This window comes from Kitasatospora sp. NBC_00374, assembly GCF_041434935.1.
In the GTDB taxonomy this organism is placed as follows: domain Bacteria; phylum Actinomycetota; class Actinomycetes; order Streptomycetales; family Streptomycetaceae; genus Kitasatospora.
In genome coordinates this window covers 2,312,214-2,330,000 of sequence record NZ_CP107964.1, presented here as the reverse complement: position 1 = coordinate 2,330,000, position 17,787 = coordinate 2,312,214, and the positions used below count along the sequence as shown (strand labels likewise).

Genomic DNA, 17,787 nt, shown 5'->3' with positions numbered 1-17,787 from the left:
TGGAACACGAGCCATGTTAGGCCTCAGAGAACGCATATGACGCCACGTCACACCATCGAGTGATGCGATGCGAACGCGGGAGCGAGCCCGGCCCGCCGGGGAGTTCCGACGGGCCGGGCTGCTGATACGACTGGCAGGGTCTACTTCTCCGTCAGGTCGTAGACGGTGGTGCCGCCCACCGTCTTCGCCGTGAAGGTGGCCGCGACCCAGGTGGCGATCTTCGAGGAGTCGTTGCCGGAGGCGCCGCCGCCCATGCCACCGCCACCGCCCATGCCGCCACCGCCGATGAAGTAGTGGATCCGGCCCTCCGCGACGTACTGCTGGAAGGCCGCGAGGCTCAGCGACGGGTCGGTCCCGTTGAAGCCGCCCAGCGCCATCACCGGCTTGCCCGTGGCGAGTTGGTAGCTGGCCTGGTTCTGCGAACCGACCGCCGCCGCCACCCAGGTGTACGCGTCGGAGTCCTGCTTCAGCAGGGCGGACATCTCGCTGCTGACCTGGGCACCGTTCAGCAGGCCGCCCATACCGCCCCCGCCCATGCCGCCGCGCTGGCCGTCGCCGCGGGTGGTGCCGCCGCCGGGGAGACCGGGCATGCCGTTCTGGCCCTGACCGTTCTGACCCTGGCCCGGAGCCGTGCCGCCCGGGAAGGCCGGCATCGCGTTCCGGCCGGTCCCACCGTTCTGGCCCTGCCCCGCGCCGGGAGGCATCATCCGGCCGCCGCCCTGCCCGCCCCCGCCGGGACCGCCGCCGGGGCCGCCGAAACCGTTCGATCCCTGCACCCGCGGACCGGCCGTGACGATCGAGCCGGAGTGCCCGGTCGAGACCGTGTCCAGCGCGTAGGCCGCGGGGCCGCCCAACGCGGCCGCCAGCGCCACCAGTCCGGCCACCGCCGCGACCCGGGCGCCGAGTCCGCCGGAGAGCCGGCCGGCGACCAGCAGCACGACCGCCGCGGCCAGGCCGCCGACCAGCACCGCCCACCGCAGCCACGGCAGGAACTCACTGCTGCGCCCGAGCAGGACGTACGCCCACCAGGCGGTCACCGCGAGCGTGCCGCTCAGCACCGCCGCGTACGGCATCCGCTCGCGGGCCCGCCACAGGCCGTCCACGCCCATGCCGACCAGGGCGGCGACCGCCGGGGCGAGGGCCACCGTGTAGTACTGGTGGAAGATGCCCGACATGAAGCTGAAGGTCAGGCCGGTGGCCAGCAGCCAGCTGCCCCAGACCAGGAACGCGGTGCGGGCGCCGTCCGTCCGCCCGTAGCGGCGGGTGGCCCACAGCCCGGCCGCGAGCAGGATCAGCGCGGCGGGCAGCAGCCAGGCGATCTGGCCGCCGATGTCACCGTCGAGCAGCCGGGTGATGCCGGTGCTGCCCCACTGGCCGCCGCCCTGCCCGCCCCGGCCGCCACCACCACCGCCGACGCTGCCGGTCTCGTCGCCGGTGAGCCGGCCGAAGCCGTTGTAGCCGAAGGTGACCGAGAGGAAGTCGTTGTCCTGCGAGCCGCCGATGTACGGCCGGGCCGAGGCCGGCACCAGCTCGACGATCGCCACCCACCAGCCGCCGGCCACCACCATCGCCAGCCCGGCCAGCAGCAGCTGACGGACCCGGCGCCACAGCAAGGTCGGGGCGACCACCAGGTAGACCAGGGCGAAGCCCGGCAGCACCAGGAAGGCCTGGAGGGTCTTGGTGAGGAACCCGAAGCCGAACATCGCACCGGTGAACAGCAGCCACCGGGTGCTCGCGGTCTCGGTGGCCCGGACCAGGCCGTACGCGGCCAGGGTCAGCAGCAGGACCAGCAGCGCGTCCGGGTTGTTGAAGCGGAACATCAGCGCCGCGACCGGGGTGAGCGCCAGCGCCGCGCCCGCCACCAGGCCGCCGAGCGGGGAGAACCGGCGGCGCACCGTCGCGTACACCGTGCCGACCGTGGCGACGGCCATCAGCACCTGCGGGGCGAGGATGCTCCACGAGCTGAGGCCGAAGATCCGGACCGAGAGCGCCATCGGCCACAGGGCCATCGGCGCCTTGTCGACGGTGATGAAGTTCGCCGCGTCGGAGGAGCCGTAGAAGAAGGCCTTCCAGCTCTCGCTGCCCGCCTGCACGGCGGCGGAGTAGAAGGCGTTGGCCCAGCCGGAGGAGCTGAGGTTCCAGAAGTACAGCGCCGCGGTGGCGGCCAGCAGGCCGAGCAGCGCGGGTCTGGCCCAGCGGGGGTCGTCGGGCCGGCCGCGCCAGGCGCGGGCCGGCAGCGTACGCAGCCGTCCGGCCCAGGACTGCGGGCCCTTCGGGCCGGGCTCGGGGAGGGCGACGGGCGGGAACGGGGCGACGACCGCGGCCCGGGCCGGCGGCGCCGGCGGCGGGTAGTTCGCAGCCTCGGGCCACGGGTCGCTGGTCGGAGGAACGGAACTGGTCGTGGTCATGGGCGATACGCTCGCGGCCGTTCCTGAGAGAGGCGTGAACACTCTCTGTGAGCGTGGTGGGATCTGCGCGGGCCGGGGCCGGCCGCCGGGCCCCGGTGGAACGGACCCGGCGGCCGACCCCGGCGTGGGGCACCGGGGGACGGTGCGTCAGCCGGGGGCTTGCCGTGCGACCGCCTGGCGGAGCGTCAGGCGGGGTGGGCGCCCGGAACCGGAGGAGCGATCCGCCGGCCGAGCCACTCCATCGCGGGCGGGATCTCCCGGGTCCAGGTGTGGAAGTTGTGCCCGCCGGTGTCCAGCGTGATGGTCGACAGCTGGGTCGGAGCCTTGAACGAGGCGACCATCTTCTGGGTCTCCTTGTAGTTCTCCTCGTCCAGGCTGGTCGCGAGCAGCAGCGAGACCGGTGCGGGCGGGGTGTTCTCCAGTCGCCACGTCAGGTCGTTCTCGCGCTTCAGATCCGCACTGCCGCCGAACAGGTCACCGGTGGTCGGATCGGTCGGCGCCTCGTAGTAGCCGGACAGCGAGACCGCCGCGCGGTACGAGTCGGGCTTGCGCAGCGCGAACTTCAGCGCACAGTAGCCGCCGGTGGAGTCGCCCAGCACCGCCCGCGCCTCGGGCCGGTCGGAGACCCGGTAGCCGGCGGCCATCGCCTTCGGCACGTCGGTCGTGAAGAAGGTCTCCACCTGCGGGCCGTTCGGGATGTCCATGCACTCGGTGTCCCGGTTCCCGACCCCCGACGGCGTCGGACGCATCATCACCAGGACGGTCGGCGGCAGCTGCTTGGCCTCGATCGCGTGCAGCGCCGACTCCGGGTACTTCAGCAGCGTGATCAGCTTCTCCGCCGAACCGGGGTAGCCGGACAGCACCAGCGCCATCGGGAACCGGCTGCCGGCGTACTCGGGCTGGAAGTACTGCGGCGGCAGGTAGACGAACGCGTCGCCGCTCAGCCCGGAGGCCTCGCCGGTGATGTCCACCTTCTCGATCTTTCCGGCGCGCTCCGTGGTGGACCCCTGCGAGGAGTACATCTTCTGTTCGCCGGTCACTTTGACGGCCTTGCCGCCCGGCTGGTGGTCCACCACCTGGCCGGGGGCGCCGTCCAGGCCGAGCAGGTCGCTCCAGGTGGTGTAGAAGCCGAAGTACGCGTTGGCCACCAGGCCCAGCGCCACCAGGACGGCGACCTGCGTCCCGAAGAACGCCCCGAGCCGCCCGAGCCACGCCTTCCAGCCGCTCCCGCCGAGTCTGGGCCAGAGCCACATGGTCGCGGCGAAGGCGGCGACCGCCAGCAGGGCGGCGATGATCTGAAGCGGAAGTCCGGTGAGGCTTGGCACCCGTTGATCGTAATTGACCGCCGGGGTCACTCTGGGAGCGGGCTGGGTGCGGCCTGAGACCTCACTTAAAAGACAGGGCCCGGCACCATTTCGGCTGCACTCGGTGAGGCGGTGGGGACATACCGTGGCGAGGCCTTCCCGGCGGGAACTTCGTCCCCGTTCCGTCCGATCCAAAACCTTATTCCCGCAAGTGAGTTGGTCATCACTCGGACCGAGTTGTGCCGGGACAGGACGGCGGGGGATGTGGCAGTCTCGACAGCGGTCCGCGCAGGATCGGCACGCCGGGGGGCAAACGCAGGACCGGCGCCCCCTGACCTGGCCCGTTCGCTCCGAGGAGCACGGGGACTGCGCGGTGACCGCCTTCCTCGCATCCGCGAACGCCCCGCTGCCGGACCGCCCCGGCAGGCGAGGGGGGATACCGCTCGACATGGCATCAGGGGGAATTTCGTCATGCACACCGCGTACGACCTGGCCTTACGTTTCGACCGCAGGATGGGCGATCCCGACGACGGGGGGCGCCTGTTCTCCTACGCCCGCTGTGCGGAGTTGGACGCCCGCGAGGAGTTCCCGGCGGAGATCTGCCGGGAGCTGGACGCCCTCGGCCTGCCCCGGCACTACGTCCCCGCCGCCCACGGCGGCGACCTGCACAGCTTCGAACCGGCCCTGCAACTCGTCCGCGCCATCGCCCGCCGCGACCTGACCGTCGCCATCGCGCACGGCAAGACCTTCCTCGGGGCCGTCTCCGTCTGGGTCGGCGGCACCGCCGACCAGGCCCGGGCCCTGGCCGACCGGGTGATCGAAGGCGCCCCGGTCTCCTGGGGGTTGACCGAGCGCGAGCACGGCAGCGACCTGCTCGCCGGCGAGGTCACCGCCCGGCCCGTTGACGGGGGCTACCTGGTCACCGGCGAGAAATGGCTGATCAACAACGCCACCCGGGGCCGGCTGGTCTGCCTCCTCACCCGCACCGGCGGCGCCGGCGGCCCGCTCGGATTCTCGCTGCTGATGATCGACAAGCACAGCCTGGACCCCACCCACTACCGGCCGCTGCCCGGCGTACCCCTGCACGGCATCCGGGGCGCCGACATCAGCGGGATCGCCTTCACCGACGCGCCCGTCCCCGCGAGCGCGGTGGTCGGCTCCGAGGGCCGCGGGATGGAGATCGTCCTCAAGAGCCTCCAGCTGACCCGGACGCTGTGTGCCTCGCTCTCCCTGGGCGCCGCGGACAACGCCCTCGCCCTGTCCCTCCGGTCCGCGCTCGGCTCCCCGGCCCCCGACCGCCCCGCCTCCGACCGCCCCGCCCTCGACCGCCCCCGCGCCCGGCAGCTCCTCGCGCAGTCCTACGCGGACCTCCTGCTCGCCGAGGCGACGACCCTGGTGGCGAGCCGCAGCATCCACGGCCTCACCAACGAACTGTCCGTCACCTCCGCCGTCACCAAGTACTTCGTACCGACCCTCGTCGACGGACTGATCGCCGGGCTCGGTCCGGTGCTCGGCGCGCAGGCCCAGCTGACCGGCGGTGACGCGGCGATCGATCGCGACCGGTCGGCCGGCGGTCACGGGCAGCACGGCCGCTACCAGAAGGTGCTGCGCGACCACCAGATCGTCGGGATCTTCGACGGCAACACACTGGTCAACCTGCACTCGCTGATCACGCAGTTCCCGCTGCTGTCGCGGCAGTTGGCGGCCGGAACGGTCGACGACGGCGGCCTGGCGGATGCCACCACGCTCACCCGGACGCTGCCCGGGTTCGACCGCACCCGGCTCTCCCTGCTCTCGCGCGGCGGCTCCAGTGTGGTCCAGGGCCTGGGCGCGGCGGTGCAGGAACTGAGCGCGCTCGCGGCCGCCGGAGCCGTCCCGGCCTCCCTGGACAGGCGGGCGCAGGAACTCCGCGCCGAGGCCGAGCGGCTCGCCGCCGACCTCGCCGCCCACCGGCCGACCCCGGTCGACGTCCCCGCCCCCGCGTTCGGGCTCGCCGAACGGTACGCCCGCTGCTTCGCCGGGTCGGCGGCCCTGCACCTGTGGCTGCGCAACCGGGACCGCCACGCGGGCCACGACGGCCTCTGGCACCGGGGACTGTGGCTGGAGGCCGTCCTGGTCAGGCTCCTGGCCCAGCTGCGGCCCGGCCGACCCGCTCCGCCCGACGAGGTGTTCGAACGTCTGCTGCCCGTCCTCCTCGACCAGTACGACTCCGGAGACCTGCCCTCCCTGCTGAGCTACCCCTTGGTGAAGGATCCCGCATGAGCACCCTCGACACGGCGGCGGAGGAACGCCGTCACCCCGGCCCCGAGGACCTCGCACCGCTGGAGAACCTGCTGGGTGATCCCAACGACCAGGACAACCCGCTCGGGTTCGCCGCCTTCCTCCGCGCCGACGACCGCGGCACCCCGCTCCCGGCGGGTGAACGCCTGCTCGACGCCTACGGGCTGGGTGCCGAGCTCGTCCCCGTCGAACTCGGCGGCCGCCTCGACCGGGCCGACCGGCTGGCCGCACTGCTGCGTCCGCTGTTCCGGCGCGACGCCGCCCTCGCGCTCGGACACGGCGCGGGCAGTCCGGCCGGGGCGCTCGCCGTCTGGTCGGCCGGCAGCCCCGAACAGCGGGCCCGGGCTGCGGCGGTGCTGCTGAGCGGCGGCCGGATCGCCGCACCCGGGCTCGCGGGCGAGGACGTCCTCGCCTCCCGGCTCGGCACGGAGTCCGTCCTGAACGGGCGTCAGACCATGGTCAACAACCTCGCCCGGGCCGAGCTGGCCGTGCTGCCGGTCCGGCGCGACGACCGGCCAAAGACGCTGCTGCTGGACCTGGACACCGTGCCGCGTGCGGGGCTGCGCTTCCTGCCCCGCCACCGGACCGTCGGCCTGCGGACCGCGTACCTCGGCGGCGTGGAGTTCCGGAACTGCCGAGTCCCCGCCACCGCCCTGCTCGGCGGCCCGGCAGGCCCCGGCCCGGCCGCGGGGGTCGCGGGGGCGGTGCTGGCCGGCGCCACCGTCGGGACCCTCGACCAGCAACTGCGCACGGTCACGGAGTTCGCCGTCGGGCGGCGGCTCTACCAGCGCACGGTGTCCGACCTGCCGCACGCCCGGGCCGCCCTCACCGGCGTCTACCTGGACCTGCTGACCGTCGACTCGCTGGCCGGCGCGGTCTGCCGGGCCCTGCACCTGCTGCCCCGCCGCAGCGGCGCGTACACGGCGGCCGCCCGCTCGCTGCTGCCGCGGCTGACCCAGGAGGCCGCGGGCGCACTGACCGTCCTGCTGGGTGCGCGGTCCTTCCTCCGGGAGGGCCCGCACGGCATCTTCCAGAAGCACCTGCGGGACCTGTCCGCCCTCCGACTGCTGCAGAGCGGTGGCGCCAGGCCCGCGGAGCCGCTGTCCCTGACCCTTCCCGCGGACCCGTCCGTCGGACTCTTCGTCCCGGACGGCGTCCTGCCCGGCCTCGACTTCGCCCAGCTCGCCGGAGCCGACCCGGCCGACCCGCTCCTGGCGACCCTGCCGGCAGCCGCCGCGGACCTGCGGGCGGAGCCGGTCCTCGGCGCACTCTGCGCCCAACTGGCCGACGAGCTGCGCGAGCTGGAGCGGGACCTCGCCGAGACCTCGCCGGGCGGGGACCCGGACACCCCGGCCGCCCACGCCCTCGCCGAGCGCTACGCGATCCTGCTCGCCGCAGCCGCCTGCCTGGGCACCTGGCAGTACCACAGCAGCACCGGCACCCCGTTCCTCGGCGATCCGGCCTGGCTCACCGGCGCCCTGGCCCGGCTGACCGCCCGCCTCGGCTGCCAGCCGGTGCCGGGCGCGGAGGCGGGGCACCCCCGGGTGTTCGCCGAGCTGACGGCCCGCCAGGAGTCCGGCATGGCCTTCGGCCTCGCCGGGGGCCGACTGGCCTGAGCGCGGGAGGGACCCGGCCCGGCCCGAAGTGAGGGGTGCTGTCAGCGCGGCAGCACCCCTCAGTCCACCCGGTGGGGTCGGCCGGCCCGGCAACGGAGGCCTCTCCGGGCCCGCGGCGACTCTTCGTGCACGGGCATTGCTCCCCGGCGGCCGATCGGTGATCATGGAGGTACCGGGGGGTCGGCAGGGCCGCGTGCGAACGACACGTGCGCCACAAGTCGTGCACCCCCGCCGACCGATCTTCGAAGGGCCTCCGTTGCGCAAGCTCGTGTACTTCATCGCCTCCTCCCTCGACGGATTCATCGCCGGTCCGGACGGTGCCGACCCCACCGGGCCGGACGGCTTCTGGCCGATCACCGAGTCCTACGTGCAGCACCTGGTCACCGAGTACCCGGAGACCCTGCCCGCCCCGGCCCGGGCCGCGCTGGGCGTGACGGCCGAGGGCACCCACTTCGACACCGTCCTCGAAGGGCGCCGCACCTACGAGATCGGCCTGAAGGTCGGCCTCGCCAACGCCTATCCGCACCTGCGTCACCTGGTCTTCTCCCGCACCCTCGCCGAGAGCCCGGACCCGGGCGTCGAGCTGGTCGCCGGGGACCCGGTGGAGACGGTGCGTGAGCTGAAGCAGCAGGACGGCAAGGACATCTGGCTGGTCGGCGGCGGAGAACTGGCCGCGGCACTGTTCGGCGAGATCGACCGGCTGGTCGTCAAGCTCAGCCCGCTGACGATCGGCAACGGCATCCCGCTCTTCTCCCGGGGGGCCGCCTTCGACCCGACCGGCTGGCACCTCAGCGAGCACACCGTGCTCGAGAACGGCCCGCTGTTCCTCACCTACGACCGCGGCACCCCCACCGCGTAGGCTCTGGCGCCGGACGTACGGACGAGAGGGGCGGGGTGGTGCACGACCCGGGTGCCGTGACCGCGGACGAGCTGTTCGCCGGGGCGCTGGCCGGGCAGGAGAACGAGGACGACGCCCCCGTGCCCTTCCTGGTGGCCCTGCACAGGCGGCCGACCCGCGAGGTCTTCGACCGGGCGGCCCGCCTGCTGTCCTGTGCGGAGCCCGTGCAGCGGCGGCTGGGCGTCCTGGTCCTGCGCGAGCTCGGCCCGCAGGACCAGGACGGCCGGCGTCCGTTCACCACCGAGACGGTCCGGCTCCTGCGGCGCGCGATGCGGGACGAACCGGACCCGCAGGTCCTGCGATGGACGATCTCGACCTTCGGCTACCACTGCGCCCACGAGACGCTCGACACCGTGCTCGGGTACGCCGGCCACGAGGACTGGCCGGTCAGGTTCGGGGTCGCGGCCGCGCTCCCGTCCGTGGCGGACCCGGACCGGACCGAGGAGCGGGTCGTCGACGCCCTCCTGCGGCTGAGCGGGGACGACGACGAGGACGTCCGCTGGTACGCGCTGTACGCGCTGTTCAACGAGACGTCCGGGGTGCCGGACGAGCGGAAGCGGGCCTGGGCCGCCGCGCTGGCGGCCGACGCCGACGCCGAGCGGTGCGCGGAGCTGCGCCACATCGGTACCACCCTGGACGAGGACGCCGACCAGGTCCTGCGCCAACTCCTGCTGTCGGCGGGAGGGGCAGACGGGGCGGGAGGGACGGGAGGGGCGGCCGGGGCCACCGGCTGACTCAGGCGGACTCCCGTACCACCAGCCGTGGTTCGAACAGCACCGAGGTCGGCCGCTCACCGGGCTGCTCGATCCGGTCGAGCAGCAGGGTGGTCATCCGCTCGGCCATCTCCTCGACCGGCTGGCGGACGGTGGTGAGCCGGGGGTGGGCGGAGGTGGCGGCGCTGCTGTCGTCGAAGCCGACCACGGCGACGTCCCCGGGCACCCGGCGGCCGTGTTCGCGCAGGACGGCCAGCGCGCCCTGGGCCATCAGGTCGTTGGCGGCGAACACGCCGTCCAGGTCGGGGTGTTCGGCGAGCAGCCGGGTCATCGCCTCGGTGCCGCCGTGCAGGGTGAAGTCGCCGGACACGGCGGGTGCCCAGGGCTGTCCGTGCCGGGCCATCGCCTCCCGGAAGCCGGCCAGCCGGTCCTGTCCGGCGGGCAGCGAGTGGGGGCCGGCGACGGTGACGACGCGTCGGCAGCCGCGGGCGGCGAGGTGGTCGGCGGCCAGCCGGGCACCGTCGTGGTTGGCCAGGTCGACGTAGCTGAGCGGCAGCGGGCCGGTGGGCCGGCCGAACAGGACGGCGGGCAGGCCGGCCTCGGCGAGCAGGGCGGGCAGCGGGTCGCCGGCGTGGGTGGACACCAGCAGGGCGCCGTCCGCGCTGCCGCGCCGCAGGTAGGCGACGGCCTGCTCGCGGGAGGTGTCGTCGTCGGCGAGCATCAGCACGGGATGCATGCCGAGGGGTCGCAGCCCGCCGAGCACGCCGCTGACGATCCGGCCGAAGAAGGGGTCGGTGAACAGCATTCCGTCGCCGCCGGTCGCACCGGCGCCGGAGACGATCAGTGCCACGGTGTCCGCGCGCCGGGTGACCAGCGAGCGGGCGGCGCTGTTGGGCACGTATCCGGTGGCGGCGACGGCCTGCCGGACGGTCTCCTGGATGGCGGGGTCGACGTTGCGGACGCCGTTGACGACCCGGGAGACGGTGGACCGGGAGACGCCGGCGACGCGCGCGACGTCCTCCAGGGTGGCCGGGCGGGTTGCCGTGGGCTGGAGGGCGTCAGTCATACGGGTTGTTATAGCACCTCGGCGGCGGCCCGTCAGGGCATGCCTGGAGAGCGCTCCACCCGCGGCCTGTGGGGCCGGTCCTCGCGGGTGGAGCGCTCGTTCAGGTGGTGGGCAGGCCGGGGCGGGTCACGGGTAGGAGACCACGTTGGACGGGGTGGTGGAGGTGCCCGAGGTGGCCGCCCCGACGTTGTTGATCACGTGGTCGAACTGGCCGTTGCCGCCGAGCGAGTTGACCAGGATGTCGTGGAACCTCACGTTCGGCCGGTCGGGGGCCTCGAAGCCGTGGTCCATCCGGATGGTCGGGTCCACGTTGAAGTAGCAGTAGGAGCCCAGGCCCCAGCCCTCGTGGACGTTGACGTTGTCGTCGACCTTGTAGGCGGCGTAGCCCTTGGTGGCACCGTTCTGGACGGCGGCCTGGTTGGGGGCGTCGTAGGCGATCTCGTTCTGGTAGAAGATCGTCCGGCCGCGCTCGCCGGCCCACTCCACGTCGTACTTCTTGAAGTGCTCGACGAACAGGCCGGTGGCCAGCACGTCGTTGCCGCGCACGACCATGCCGTAGTCGGACGGGTTGGCCGTCCAGCCGACGCCGGCGCCGTGGTCGGCCCGCCAGAGCCAGGTGTGGTCCACGACGGTGCTGTTGCTGTTGACCACCATGGCGGTGGTGGCCGAGCCGGGGCCCGCGCCGCCGATCCGGGCGAACACGTCCTGGACGGTGGTCGGGTCCGCCGCGTGGTCGGCGCCTGCGCCGTCCGGGCCGATCTGGAGCAGCGCGGGGGAGTTGACCGTGCCGGCGTCGAACAGCAGGCCGGCCAGCCGGATGCCGTCCACGTCGGCGGTCCTCATCGCGATCACGCCGTTGTCCGGGACGACGGTGGCGAGGCCGAGCCCGAGCACCACGGTGCCGGGCCGGGTGACGTCGATGGTCCGGTCGACGTGGTAGACGCCCGGGGTGAACAGCAGGTTCAGGCCCTGGGCCAGCGCCTGGTTGATGGTGGCCGCGGTGGCGCCGGGCTTGACCACGTAGAACTGGTTCAGCGCCAGCGAGCTGCCGGCGCCGGGGCCGTTCGCCCAGGAGATGCCGCTGGCGTCGGTGCGCTTGCTCGGCACGAACACCTTGTAGTCGTTGCCGTCCAGGTAGAGGAACGGCTTCTCGCGGGAGACCGGGGTGGTGGCGAGCGTGGTGTACGGCGGGTCGGGGAAGCCCTGGGCGGGGGCGCCCTGGACGCCGGAGAAGGTCTGGTTCCACACGCCGTTGGTGAAGCCGCCGATGGCGCTGTCGCGGGTGTACCACTGCTGCTGCGAGTAGTTGCCGACGGTGCCGTCGATCCTGGAGTCGGCGATGTAGCCGCCGCTGGCCCAGCCGTAGCCGTTCGGCGCCAGGTTGAGGCCGCCCTCGACGTGCATCCGGCGGAACGGCGCGGCCTGCGAGACCGCCCAGCGGTCGGTGCCGCTGACCGGCTTGAGGTGCAGGTTCTCCGCCGAGCGCCAGAAGTTCTGGGTGGCGTTGCCGCCCATCCAGCCCGCGTCCACGGTGACGTCGCCGTTGAAGGTGGTGTCGTCGGGGCTCAGGCCGAGGCCCGCGATCGAGGTGTAGAAGCCGATCTGGGCGTTGATGTTGTTGTACGTGCCGGGCTTGAACAGCAGCGCGTACCGGTCGGCGCCGAACTGGTTCGACTCCTGCTTGGCGAAGACCTCGTCGACCTTGGCCTGGATCCCGGGCGTGGACGGGTCGAAGACCAGCACGTTCGGGCCGAGGTCGCCGCCGCCCTGGACCGGGGGCACGGTCGGGCCGCCGCCGGTGTGCACGCCGAGCTCCCAGAGCGAGTAGCCGTAGCCGGTGCCCCGGGCGGTGCCGTTCATCCGCAGGTAGCGCCCGCTGCCGGAGACGTTCAGGGTCTCGGTGCCGCCGCGGCCGGTGGTGGTGGAGTAGACCGTGGTCCAGCCGGTCCCGTTGTCGGAGGTCTGGATCTGGTACGACTTCCCGTACGCGGCCTCCCAGTTGAGCACGACCTGGCAGATCTGCCGGGTCGAGCCGAGGTCGACCTGGAGCCACTGGGGGTCGCTCGCGGCGGAGGACCAGCGGGTGCCGTTGTCGCCGTCCACGGCGAGGGCGGCCAAGGTGCCGCCGTTCTCGGTGGAGGAGGCGGTGGCGGGGCGGCCCCGGGCGGCGTTGTCGGTGCCGCAGGTGCCCGGGTCGGTGCCGCCGGGGGAGCCGAAGACCTGGAACTCCCAGAGCGAGTAGCCGTAGCCGGTGCCCCGGGTGATGCCGTTCATCCGGACGTAGCGGCCGGTGCCGGAGACGTTCAGGGTCTCGGTGCCGCCGGCGCCGGTGGTGGTGGAGTGGACCGTGGTCCAGGTGGCGCCGTCGGCGGAGGTCTGGATCTGGTACGCCTTGCCGTACGCGGCTTCCCAGTTGAGCACCACCTTGCTGATGGTGGCGGTGGCGCCGAGGTCGACCTGGAGCCACTGCTGGTCGCTGGCGGCGGAGGACCAGCGGGTGCCGCTGTCGCCGTCCACGGCGAGGGCGGCGGTGGTGCCGCCGTTCTCGGTGGAGGAGGCGGTGACGGCTTTGCCCTGCGAGATCAGGGTGTCGGCGGCCTGGGCGACGGTGCTCGGGAGCGCCAGGACGGCGCCCGAGAGCAGGGCCAGGCCCAGCAGGCCGGCGGAACCGCGGCGACCGATGGCGGCTCTGCCGTCGGGGCGTGCTGAAGTGAGCCTCACGGGCTTCTCCTGCGATGGGTGGGGTGGGGGGTGGGGCGCGGACGAGGGGACGTCCACGGGAGACCGGCGGATGGCCCGGTCGGCGCGGCGCGGGGGCGCCGGGGGCGGGGACGATGGGTCGCCGGTCGTTGCGACGGGGGCTCGGAGAGCGCTCCCCGGCAGGAGTCTCGGGGCCGCCGAGAGCGGGTGTCAACCCCCTGGTCGCGAGTTCCGGTACGGAGCATCTCCCCTGCGGGAGAAGCCGGTTGACCGGCCGTCGGGCCTGCCCCCGCGCCATCGCCGCTGGTCGGGGCAGGTGACGGCCGGTCAGCTCGCGGTCGTCGCCCGGGTGGCGATCCGGGTCGGAAGCTCCCCGCCCGAGTCGAGAAACTGCGACAGCGGCAGGGTGGCCGCGCCGACCGTGACGGCGTCCGGGCCCAGCCGGCCGAGCTCGATCGAGGTCTGGGCGCGCGGGAAGCGCAGCGCGTAGGCCGTCGCCGCCTCCCGTACGGCGGGCAGCAGCCGCGGGCCCAGCATCAGCCCGGCCCAGCCGCCGATCACGATCCGCTCGGGATTGAACAGGTTGATCAGGTCGGCGATGGCCGCGCCGAAGTACTCGGCGGCCTCCGCCAGCAGCTCGACGGCGGCCGGCTCCCCGGCCTCGGCGGCGGCCAGCAGCGCGGCCAGCCCGGCCTTCTCGCTGGAGCCGGCGGGTGCGGCGCCCCACCGCTCGACCAGCGCCTCGGCGCCGACGTACGCCTCTAGGCAGCCGCGCGAGCCGCAGCGGCAGAGCCGTCCGCCGACGTGCACCTTGGTGTGCCCCCACTCGCCCGCGCTGCTGGTGGCGCCGCGGAACCGGGCGCCGTCGGCGATCACGCAGGCGCCGACGCCCGAGCCGAACAGCGCGATCACGGCGTGCCGGGTGCCCCGGCCCGCGCCGAACCACATCTCGGCCTGGCCGAGCGTCTTGGCGCCGTTGTCGACGTACAGCGGCAGGTCGGTGCCGGCCCGCAGCAGCCGGCCCAGCGGCACCGCGTCCCAGTCGACGGTCTGGCTGTGCACGACGATGCCCTGGCCGTGCTCGGCCGCCTCGCCCTGCTCGACGATGCCGGGGACGCCGACGCCGACACCGAGCACGGTGTCCGGGTCGACCCCGGTCGTGGCCAGCACCTCGGCCAGCCCGGTGAGGATCAACTCGACCACGTGGTCGACGTCGTGGCCCTTGTCGGAGAGCGGATGGTCGCTGGCGGCCAGTTCGGTCAGGGTCAGGTCGAACAGCGCGACCCGGACCTGGGTCTCGCCGACGTCCACACCGACCAGGTGGGCCCGGCCGGGCGGCACCTGGAGCAGGATCCGCGGCCGTCCGCCGTCCGACTCGACCGAGCCGCACTCCTCCACCAGTCCGTCGGCGAGCAGCTCGCCGATCACGTTGCTGATCGATCCGGCGCTCAGTCCGCTGATCCGGCCGAGCTCCTGCCGGCTCAGCGGCCCGTCGAAGTACAGCCTGCGCAACAGGGTCGATCTGCTGCCCCGTCGCAGGTCACGCACGGTCTGCTTGCCTCGAAGTGTCATGGACTCTCCCTCCTGCGCTGAATCTACGCTGCACAAAGTCTTGACGCCAGCTTTTCTCACACGTTAAATCACGGCGTGAAGTAAGCCGCTGCACAGTGCACTTCACCCCCCGCCACGCCACCCCGCCCGAGAGGGGCACCGGTCATGCGCATCAACCGCCTCGCCGCCGCCACCGCACTTGTCTCCACACTCGCCCTGACCGCCACCGCCTGCGGCGGAGGCTCCGGCAGCTCCGGCAGCGGTGACGACAGCAGCCCCAAGACTCTCACGTACTGGGCCTCCAACCAGGGCACCAGCCTCGAGAACGACAAGGAGGTCCTGGAGCCCGAACTGAGAAAGTTCGAGGCCCAGACCGGCATCAAGGTGAAGCTGGAGGTCGTGCCCTGGTCCGACCTGCTGAACCGGATCCTCGCCGCCACCGCCTCCGGCCAGGGCCCCGACGTCCTGAACATCGGCAACACCTGGTCCGCCTCGCTCCAGGCCACCGGCGCGCTGCTGCCGTTCGACGAGGCCACCTTCGCCAAGATCGGCGGCAAGGACCGCTTCCTGCCCGCCACCATTGCCTCGGCCGGGGCGGCGGGCAAGGACCCGGCCGCGGTGCCGCTGTACTCCATGGCCTACGGGCTCTACTACAACGTCAAGGCCTTCCGCGACGCCGGCATCGAGCGCCCGCCGGCCACCTGGGAGGAGCTGGTCGCCGATGGCCAGAAGCTCACCAAGGACGGCAAGTACGGCCTGGCGATCGAGGGCGGCAACGTCTCCGAGAACGTCCACCACGCGTTCGCCCTCGGCCTGCAGCACGGCACCGGCTGGTTCGACGGCGCCGGCAAGCCCACCTTCGACAGCCCCGAGGCCGTCGGCGCGATCAAGCAGTACGTCGACTTCATCGCCAAGGACAAGATCGCCGCACCCGGCAACGCCGAGTACGCCAACAACCAGTCCGTCACCGACTTCGCCACCGGCAAGGCCGCCATGCTGATGTGGCAGTCCGCCGGCGCCAACCTCAAGTCCCACGGCATGAACCCCGAGGACTTCGGCGTCGTCCCGATCCCCGTCCCGGCCGGCGCCTCCGGCACCAGGGCCACCACCTCGATGGTGGCCGGGATCAACCTCGCCGTCTTCAAGAACACCAGGAACAAGGACGGCGCGCTCCAGTTCGTGAAGTTCATGACCGGCGACGAGGAGCAGAAGCAGCTCAACAAGACCTACGGCTCCATCCCGCCGGTCAAGGCCGCCCAGGCCGACGCCGCCTTCGCCACCCCCGAGCTGCAGGCCCTCGCCAACGTGCTCGGCAGCAGCTCCCGGCCGCTGCCGCAGGTCGCCGACGAGAGCCAGTTCGAGACCCTGATCGGCACCGCCGTCAAGAACCTGCTCGCCTCCGCCGCCGCCGGCAAGCCGGTCACCGAGGACACCGTCAAGGCCGAGCTCACCAAGGCCCAGCAGCAGATGCCGGCCTCCTGACGTGCGAGCGCGACTGAGCCGATCCCGCCTGGGCCGTCCGGGCCTGCCCTACCTGCTCCTGCTCCCCGCCCTCGCGCTGGAGCTGCTGATCCACCTCGTTCCCATGGTGGTCGGCATCGTGATGAGCTTCAAACAGCTCACCCAGTTCTTCATCCGGGACTGGTCGGCCGCACCCTGGTCCGGCCTGGGGAACTACCGCATGGCGGTGGACTTCAGCGCCCCGGTCGGCCGGTCGCTGCTGCACTCGTTCTGGGTCACCTGCGCCTTCACCGTGCTGTCGGTCGGCCTCTCCTGGCTGATCGGCACCGCGGCGGCGATCTTCATGCAGGACACCTTCAAGGGCCGGGGGCTGCTCCGCGCCGCCTTCCTGCTCCCCTACGCCCTCCCGGTGTACGCCGCCGTCATCACCTGGTCCTTCATGTTCCAGCGCGACACCGGCCTGATCAACCACGTGCTGCACGACCAGCTCCACCTCACCTCGGACCGGCCGTTCTGGCTGATCGGGGACAACAGCTTCGCCGCGCTCCTCACCGTCTCCGTCTGGAAGTCCTGGCCGTTCGCCTTCCTCACCCTGACGGCCGGCCTGCAGAACATCCCGCGCGAGCTCTACGAGGCCGCCGCGATGGACGGCGCCGGCGTGTGGCAGCAGATCCGCCGGATCACCCTGCCCTCACTGCGCCCGGTCAACCTGGTGCTGATCCTGGTGCTCTTCCTGTGGACCTTCAACGACTTCAACACGCCGTACGTGCTGTTCGGCCGCTCGGCCCCGGAAGCGGCGGACCTGATCTCCGTGCACATCTACCAGTCCTCCTTCGTCACCTGGAACTTCGGCTCCGGCTCGGCCATGTCCGTGCTGCTGCTGCTCTTCCTGCTGCTGGTGACGGCCGCCTACCTGTTCGCCACCTCGCGTCGGAAGGGCGCCGATGATTAATCCGCTCGCCTCCTACCGGTGGACCCGCCGGATCGCCCTCGCCGTGCTGCTGGTCTTCACCCTCACCCCGGTGCTGGTGATGCTCAGCTCCTCGCTGAAGCCGCTGCAGGACGTCCAGGGGCCGTTCCGCTGGATCCCCAGCACCCTGACCTTCCGGCCCTACCTGGACATCTGGAAGACCGTCCCGCTCGGCAGGTACTTCGTGAACTCGCTGATCGTCGCCGGCGGTGCCACCCTCTGCTCGGTGCTGATCGCGATCCTCGCCGGGTACGCCGTGAGCCGTTACCGCTTCCGCGGACGCAGGCTCTTCACCGTCACCGTGCTGTCCACCCAGATGTTCCCCGGGATCCTCTTCCTGCTGCCGCTGTTCCTGCTCTTCGTCAACATCGGCAACTCCACCGGCCTCGCCCTGTACGGCAGCCGGGGCGGGCTGATCCTCACCTACCTGACCTTCTCGCTCCCCTTCTCCATCTGGATGCTGGTCGGCTACTTCGACTCCATCCCGCGCGACCTCGACGAGGCCGCCGCCGTCGACGGCTGCGGACCGCTGCGCACCCTGGTGCGGATCGTCATCCCGGCCGCCGTGCCAGGCATCGTCGCGGTCGCCGTCTACGCCTTCATGACCGCCTGGGGCGAGGTCCTCTTCGCCTCCGTCATGACCAACGACGAGACCCGCACCCTCGCCGTGGGCCTCCAGGGCTACGCCACCCAGACCGACGTGTACTGGAACCAGGTGATGGCCGCCTCCCTGGTGGTCAGCGTGCCCGTGGTCGCCGGCTTCCTCCTCCTGCAGCGCTACCTGGTCGCCGGCCTGACCGCCGGGGCCGTCAAGTGACCC

The 17,787-nt window shown here is 72.6% G+C and carries 12 protein-coding genes; 7 read left to right on the top strand and 5 right to left on the bottom strand.

Features of this window, described 5'->3' with window-relative positions; translation table 11 throughout:
* Positions 1-140: 140 nt before the first annotated feature.
* A complete protein-coding gene (locus tag OG871_RS10380) occupies positions 141-2,408 on the bottom strand; it encodes a glycosyltransferase family 39 protein (RefSeq protein ID WP_371496175.1) in 2,268 nt (755 codons plus the stop codon).
* 185 nt (positions 2,409-2,593) lie between these two features.
* Positions 2,594-3,733, bottom strand: coding sequence for an alpha/beta hydrolase (locus tag OG871_RS10375; RefSeq protein WP_371496173.1), 1,140 nt, complete (start codon positions 3,731-3,733; stop codon positions 2,594-2,596).
* A 450-nt stretch (positions 3,734-4,183) separates the two neighbouring features.
* Between OG871_RS10375 and OG871_RS10370 the strand changes: the two genes are divergently transcribed.
* The 4 genes from OG871_RS10370 (at position 4,184) to OG871_RS10355 (ending at position 9,240) form a co-directional block, all read left to right on the top strand.
* Entirely contained in the window at positions 4,184-5,974 is a 1,791-nt protein-coding gene (locus OG871_RS10370; protein WP_371496171.1) for an acyl-CoA dehydrogenase family protein, read from the top strand.
* Complete coding sequence (locus OG871_RS10365) at positions 5,971-7,608, top strand: acyl-CoA dehydrogenase (RefSeq protein WP_371496169.1); 1,638 nt, start codon at positions 5,971-5,973, stop codon at positions 7,606-7,608. The genes OG871_RS10370 and OG871_RS10365 overlap by 4 nt, the downstream gene beginning before the upstream one ends.
* 256 nt (positions 7,609-7,864) lie before the next feature.
* Positions 7,865-8,467, top strand: coding sequence for a dihydrofolate reductase family protein (locus tag OG871_RS10360; RefSeq protein ID WP_371496167.1), 603 nt, complete (start codon positions 7,865-7,867; stop codon positions 8,465-8,467).
* 38 nt (positions 8,468-8,505) lie between these two features.
* Entirely contained in the window at positions 8,506-9,240 is a 735-nt protein-coding gene (locus OG871_RS10355; protein WP_371496165.1) for a HEAT repeat domain-containing protein, read from the top strand.
* A 1-nt stretch (position 9,241) separates the two neighbouring features.
* Here the strand turns inward: OG871_RS10355 and OG871_RS10350 are convergent, their stop codons facing one another.
* The 3 genes from OG871_RS10350 to OG871_RS10340 form a co-directional block, all read right to left on the bottom strand.
* Entirely contained in the window at positions 9,242-10,285 is a 1,044-nt protein-coding gene (locus OG871_RS10350) for a LacI family DNA-binding transcriptional regulator (RefSeq protein WP_371496163.1), read from the bottom strand.
* 126 nt (positions 10,286-10,411) lie between these two features.
* Entirely contained in the window at positions 10,412-12,940 is a 2,529-nt protein-coding gene (locus OG871_RS10345; protein WP_371503267.1) for a discoidin domain-containing protein, read from the bottom strand.
* Between the two features lie 372 nt (positions 12,941-13,312).
* Positions 13,313-14,557, bottom strand: a complete 1,245-nt coding sequence (locus OG871_RS10340) for an ROK family protein (protein ID WP_371496162.1) — start codon at positions 14,555-14,557, stop codon at positions 13,313-13,315.
* Between the two features lie 144 nt (positions 14,558-14,701).
* On the opposite strand from OG871_RS10340, the gene OG871_RS10335 reads away from it, so the two are divergent.
* From OG871_RS10335 to OG871_RS10325, 3 genes are read left to right on the top strand one after another with little or no spacing between them, the layout of a single operon-like run.
* Positions 14,702-16,018: an ABC transporter substrate-binding protein gene (locus OG871_RS10335; protein ID WP_371496161.1), complete on the top strand. Its 1,317-nt coding sequence runs from the start codon at positions 14,702-14,704 to the stop codon at positions 16,016-16,018.
* A 1-nt stretch (position 16,019) separates the two neighbouring features.
* The gene (locus OG871_RS10330; RefSeq protein WP_371496159.1) at positions 16,020-16,949 is read left to right on the top strand and encodes a carbohydrate ABC transporter permease; all 930 of its coding nucleotides are present in this window, start codon (positions 16,020-16,022) and stop codon (positions 16,947-16,949) included.
* Entirely contained in the window at positions 16,942-17,784 is an 843-nt protein-coding gene (locus OG871_RS10325; RefSeq protein ID WP_371496157.1) for a carbohydrate ABC transporter permease, read from the top strand. The genes OG871_RS10330 and OG871_RS10325 overlap by 8 nt, the downstream gene beginning before the upstream one ends.
* The last annotated feature ends 3 nt before the right edge of the window (positions 17,785-17,787 follow it).

Coding starts and splice junctions, on each gene's coding strand:
- OG871_RS10350 (WP_371496163.1), bottom strand. CDS start 10,285: ATGACTGACGCCCTCCAGCCCACGGCAACCCGCCCGGCCACCCTGGAG.
- OG871_RS10370 (WP_371496171.1), top strand. CDS start 4,184: ATGCACACCGCGTACGACCTGGCCTTACGTTTCGACCGCAGGATGGGC.
- OG871_RS10325 (WP_371496157.1), top strand. CDS start 16,942: ATGATTAATCCGCTCGCCTCCTACCGGTGGACCCGCCGGATCGCCCTC.
- OG871_RS10380 (WP_371496175.1), bottom strand. CDS start 2,408: ATGACCACGACCAGTTCCGTTCCTCCGACCAGCGACCCGTGGCCCGAG.
- OG871_RS10365 (WP_371496169.1), top strand. CDS start 5,971: ATGAGCACCCTCGACACGGCGGCGGAGGAACGCCGTCACCCCGGCCCC.
- OG871_RS10335 (WP_371496161.1), top strand. CDS start 14,702: ATGCGCATCAACCGCCTCGCCGCCGCCACCGCACTTGTCTCCACACTC.
- OG871_RS10340 (WP_371496162.1), bottom strand. CDS start 14,557: ATGACACTTCGAGGCAAGCAGACCGTGCGTGACCTGCGACGGGGCAGC.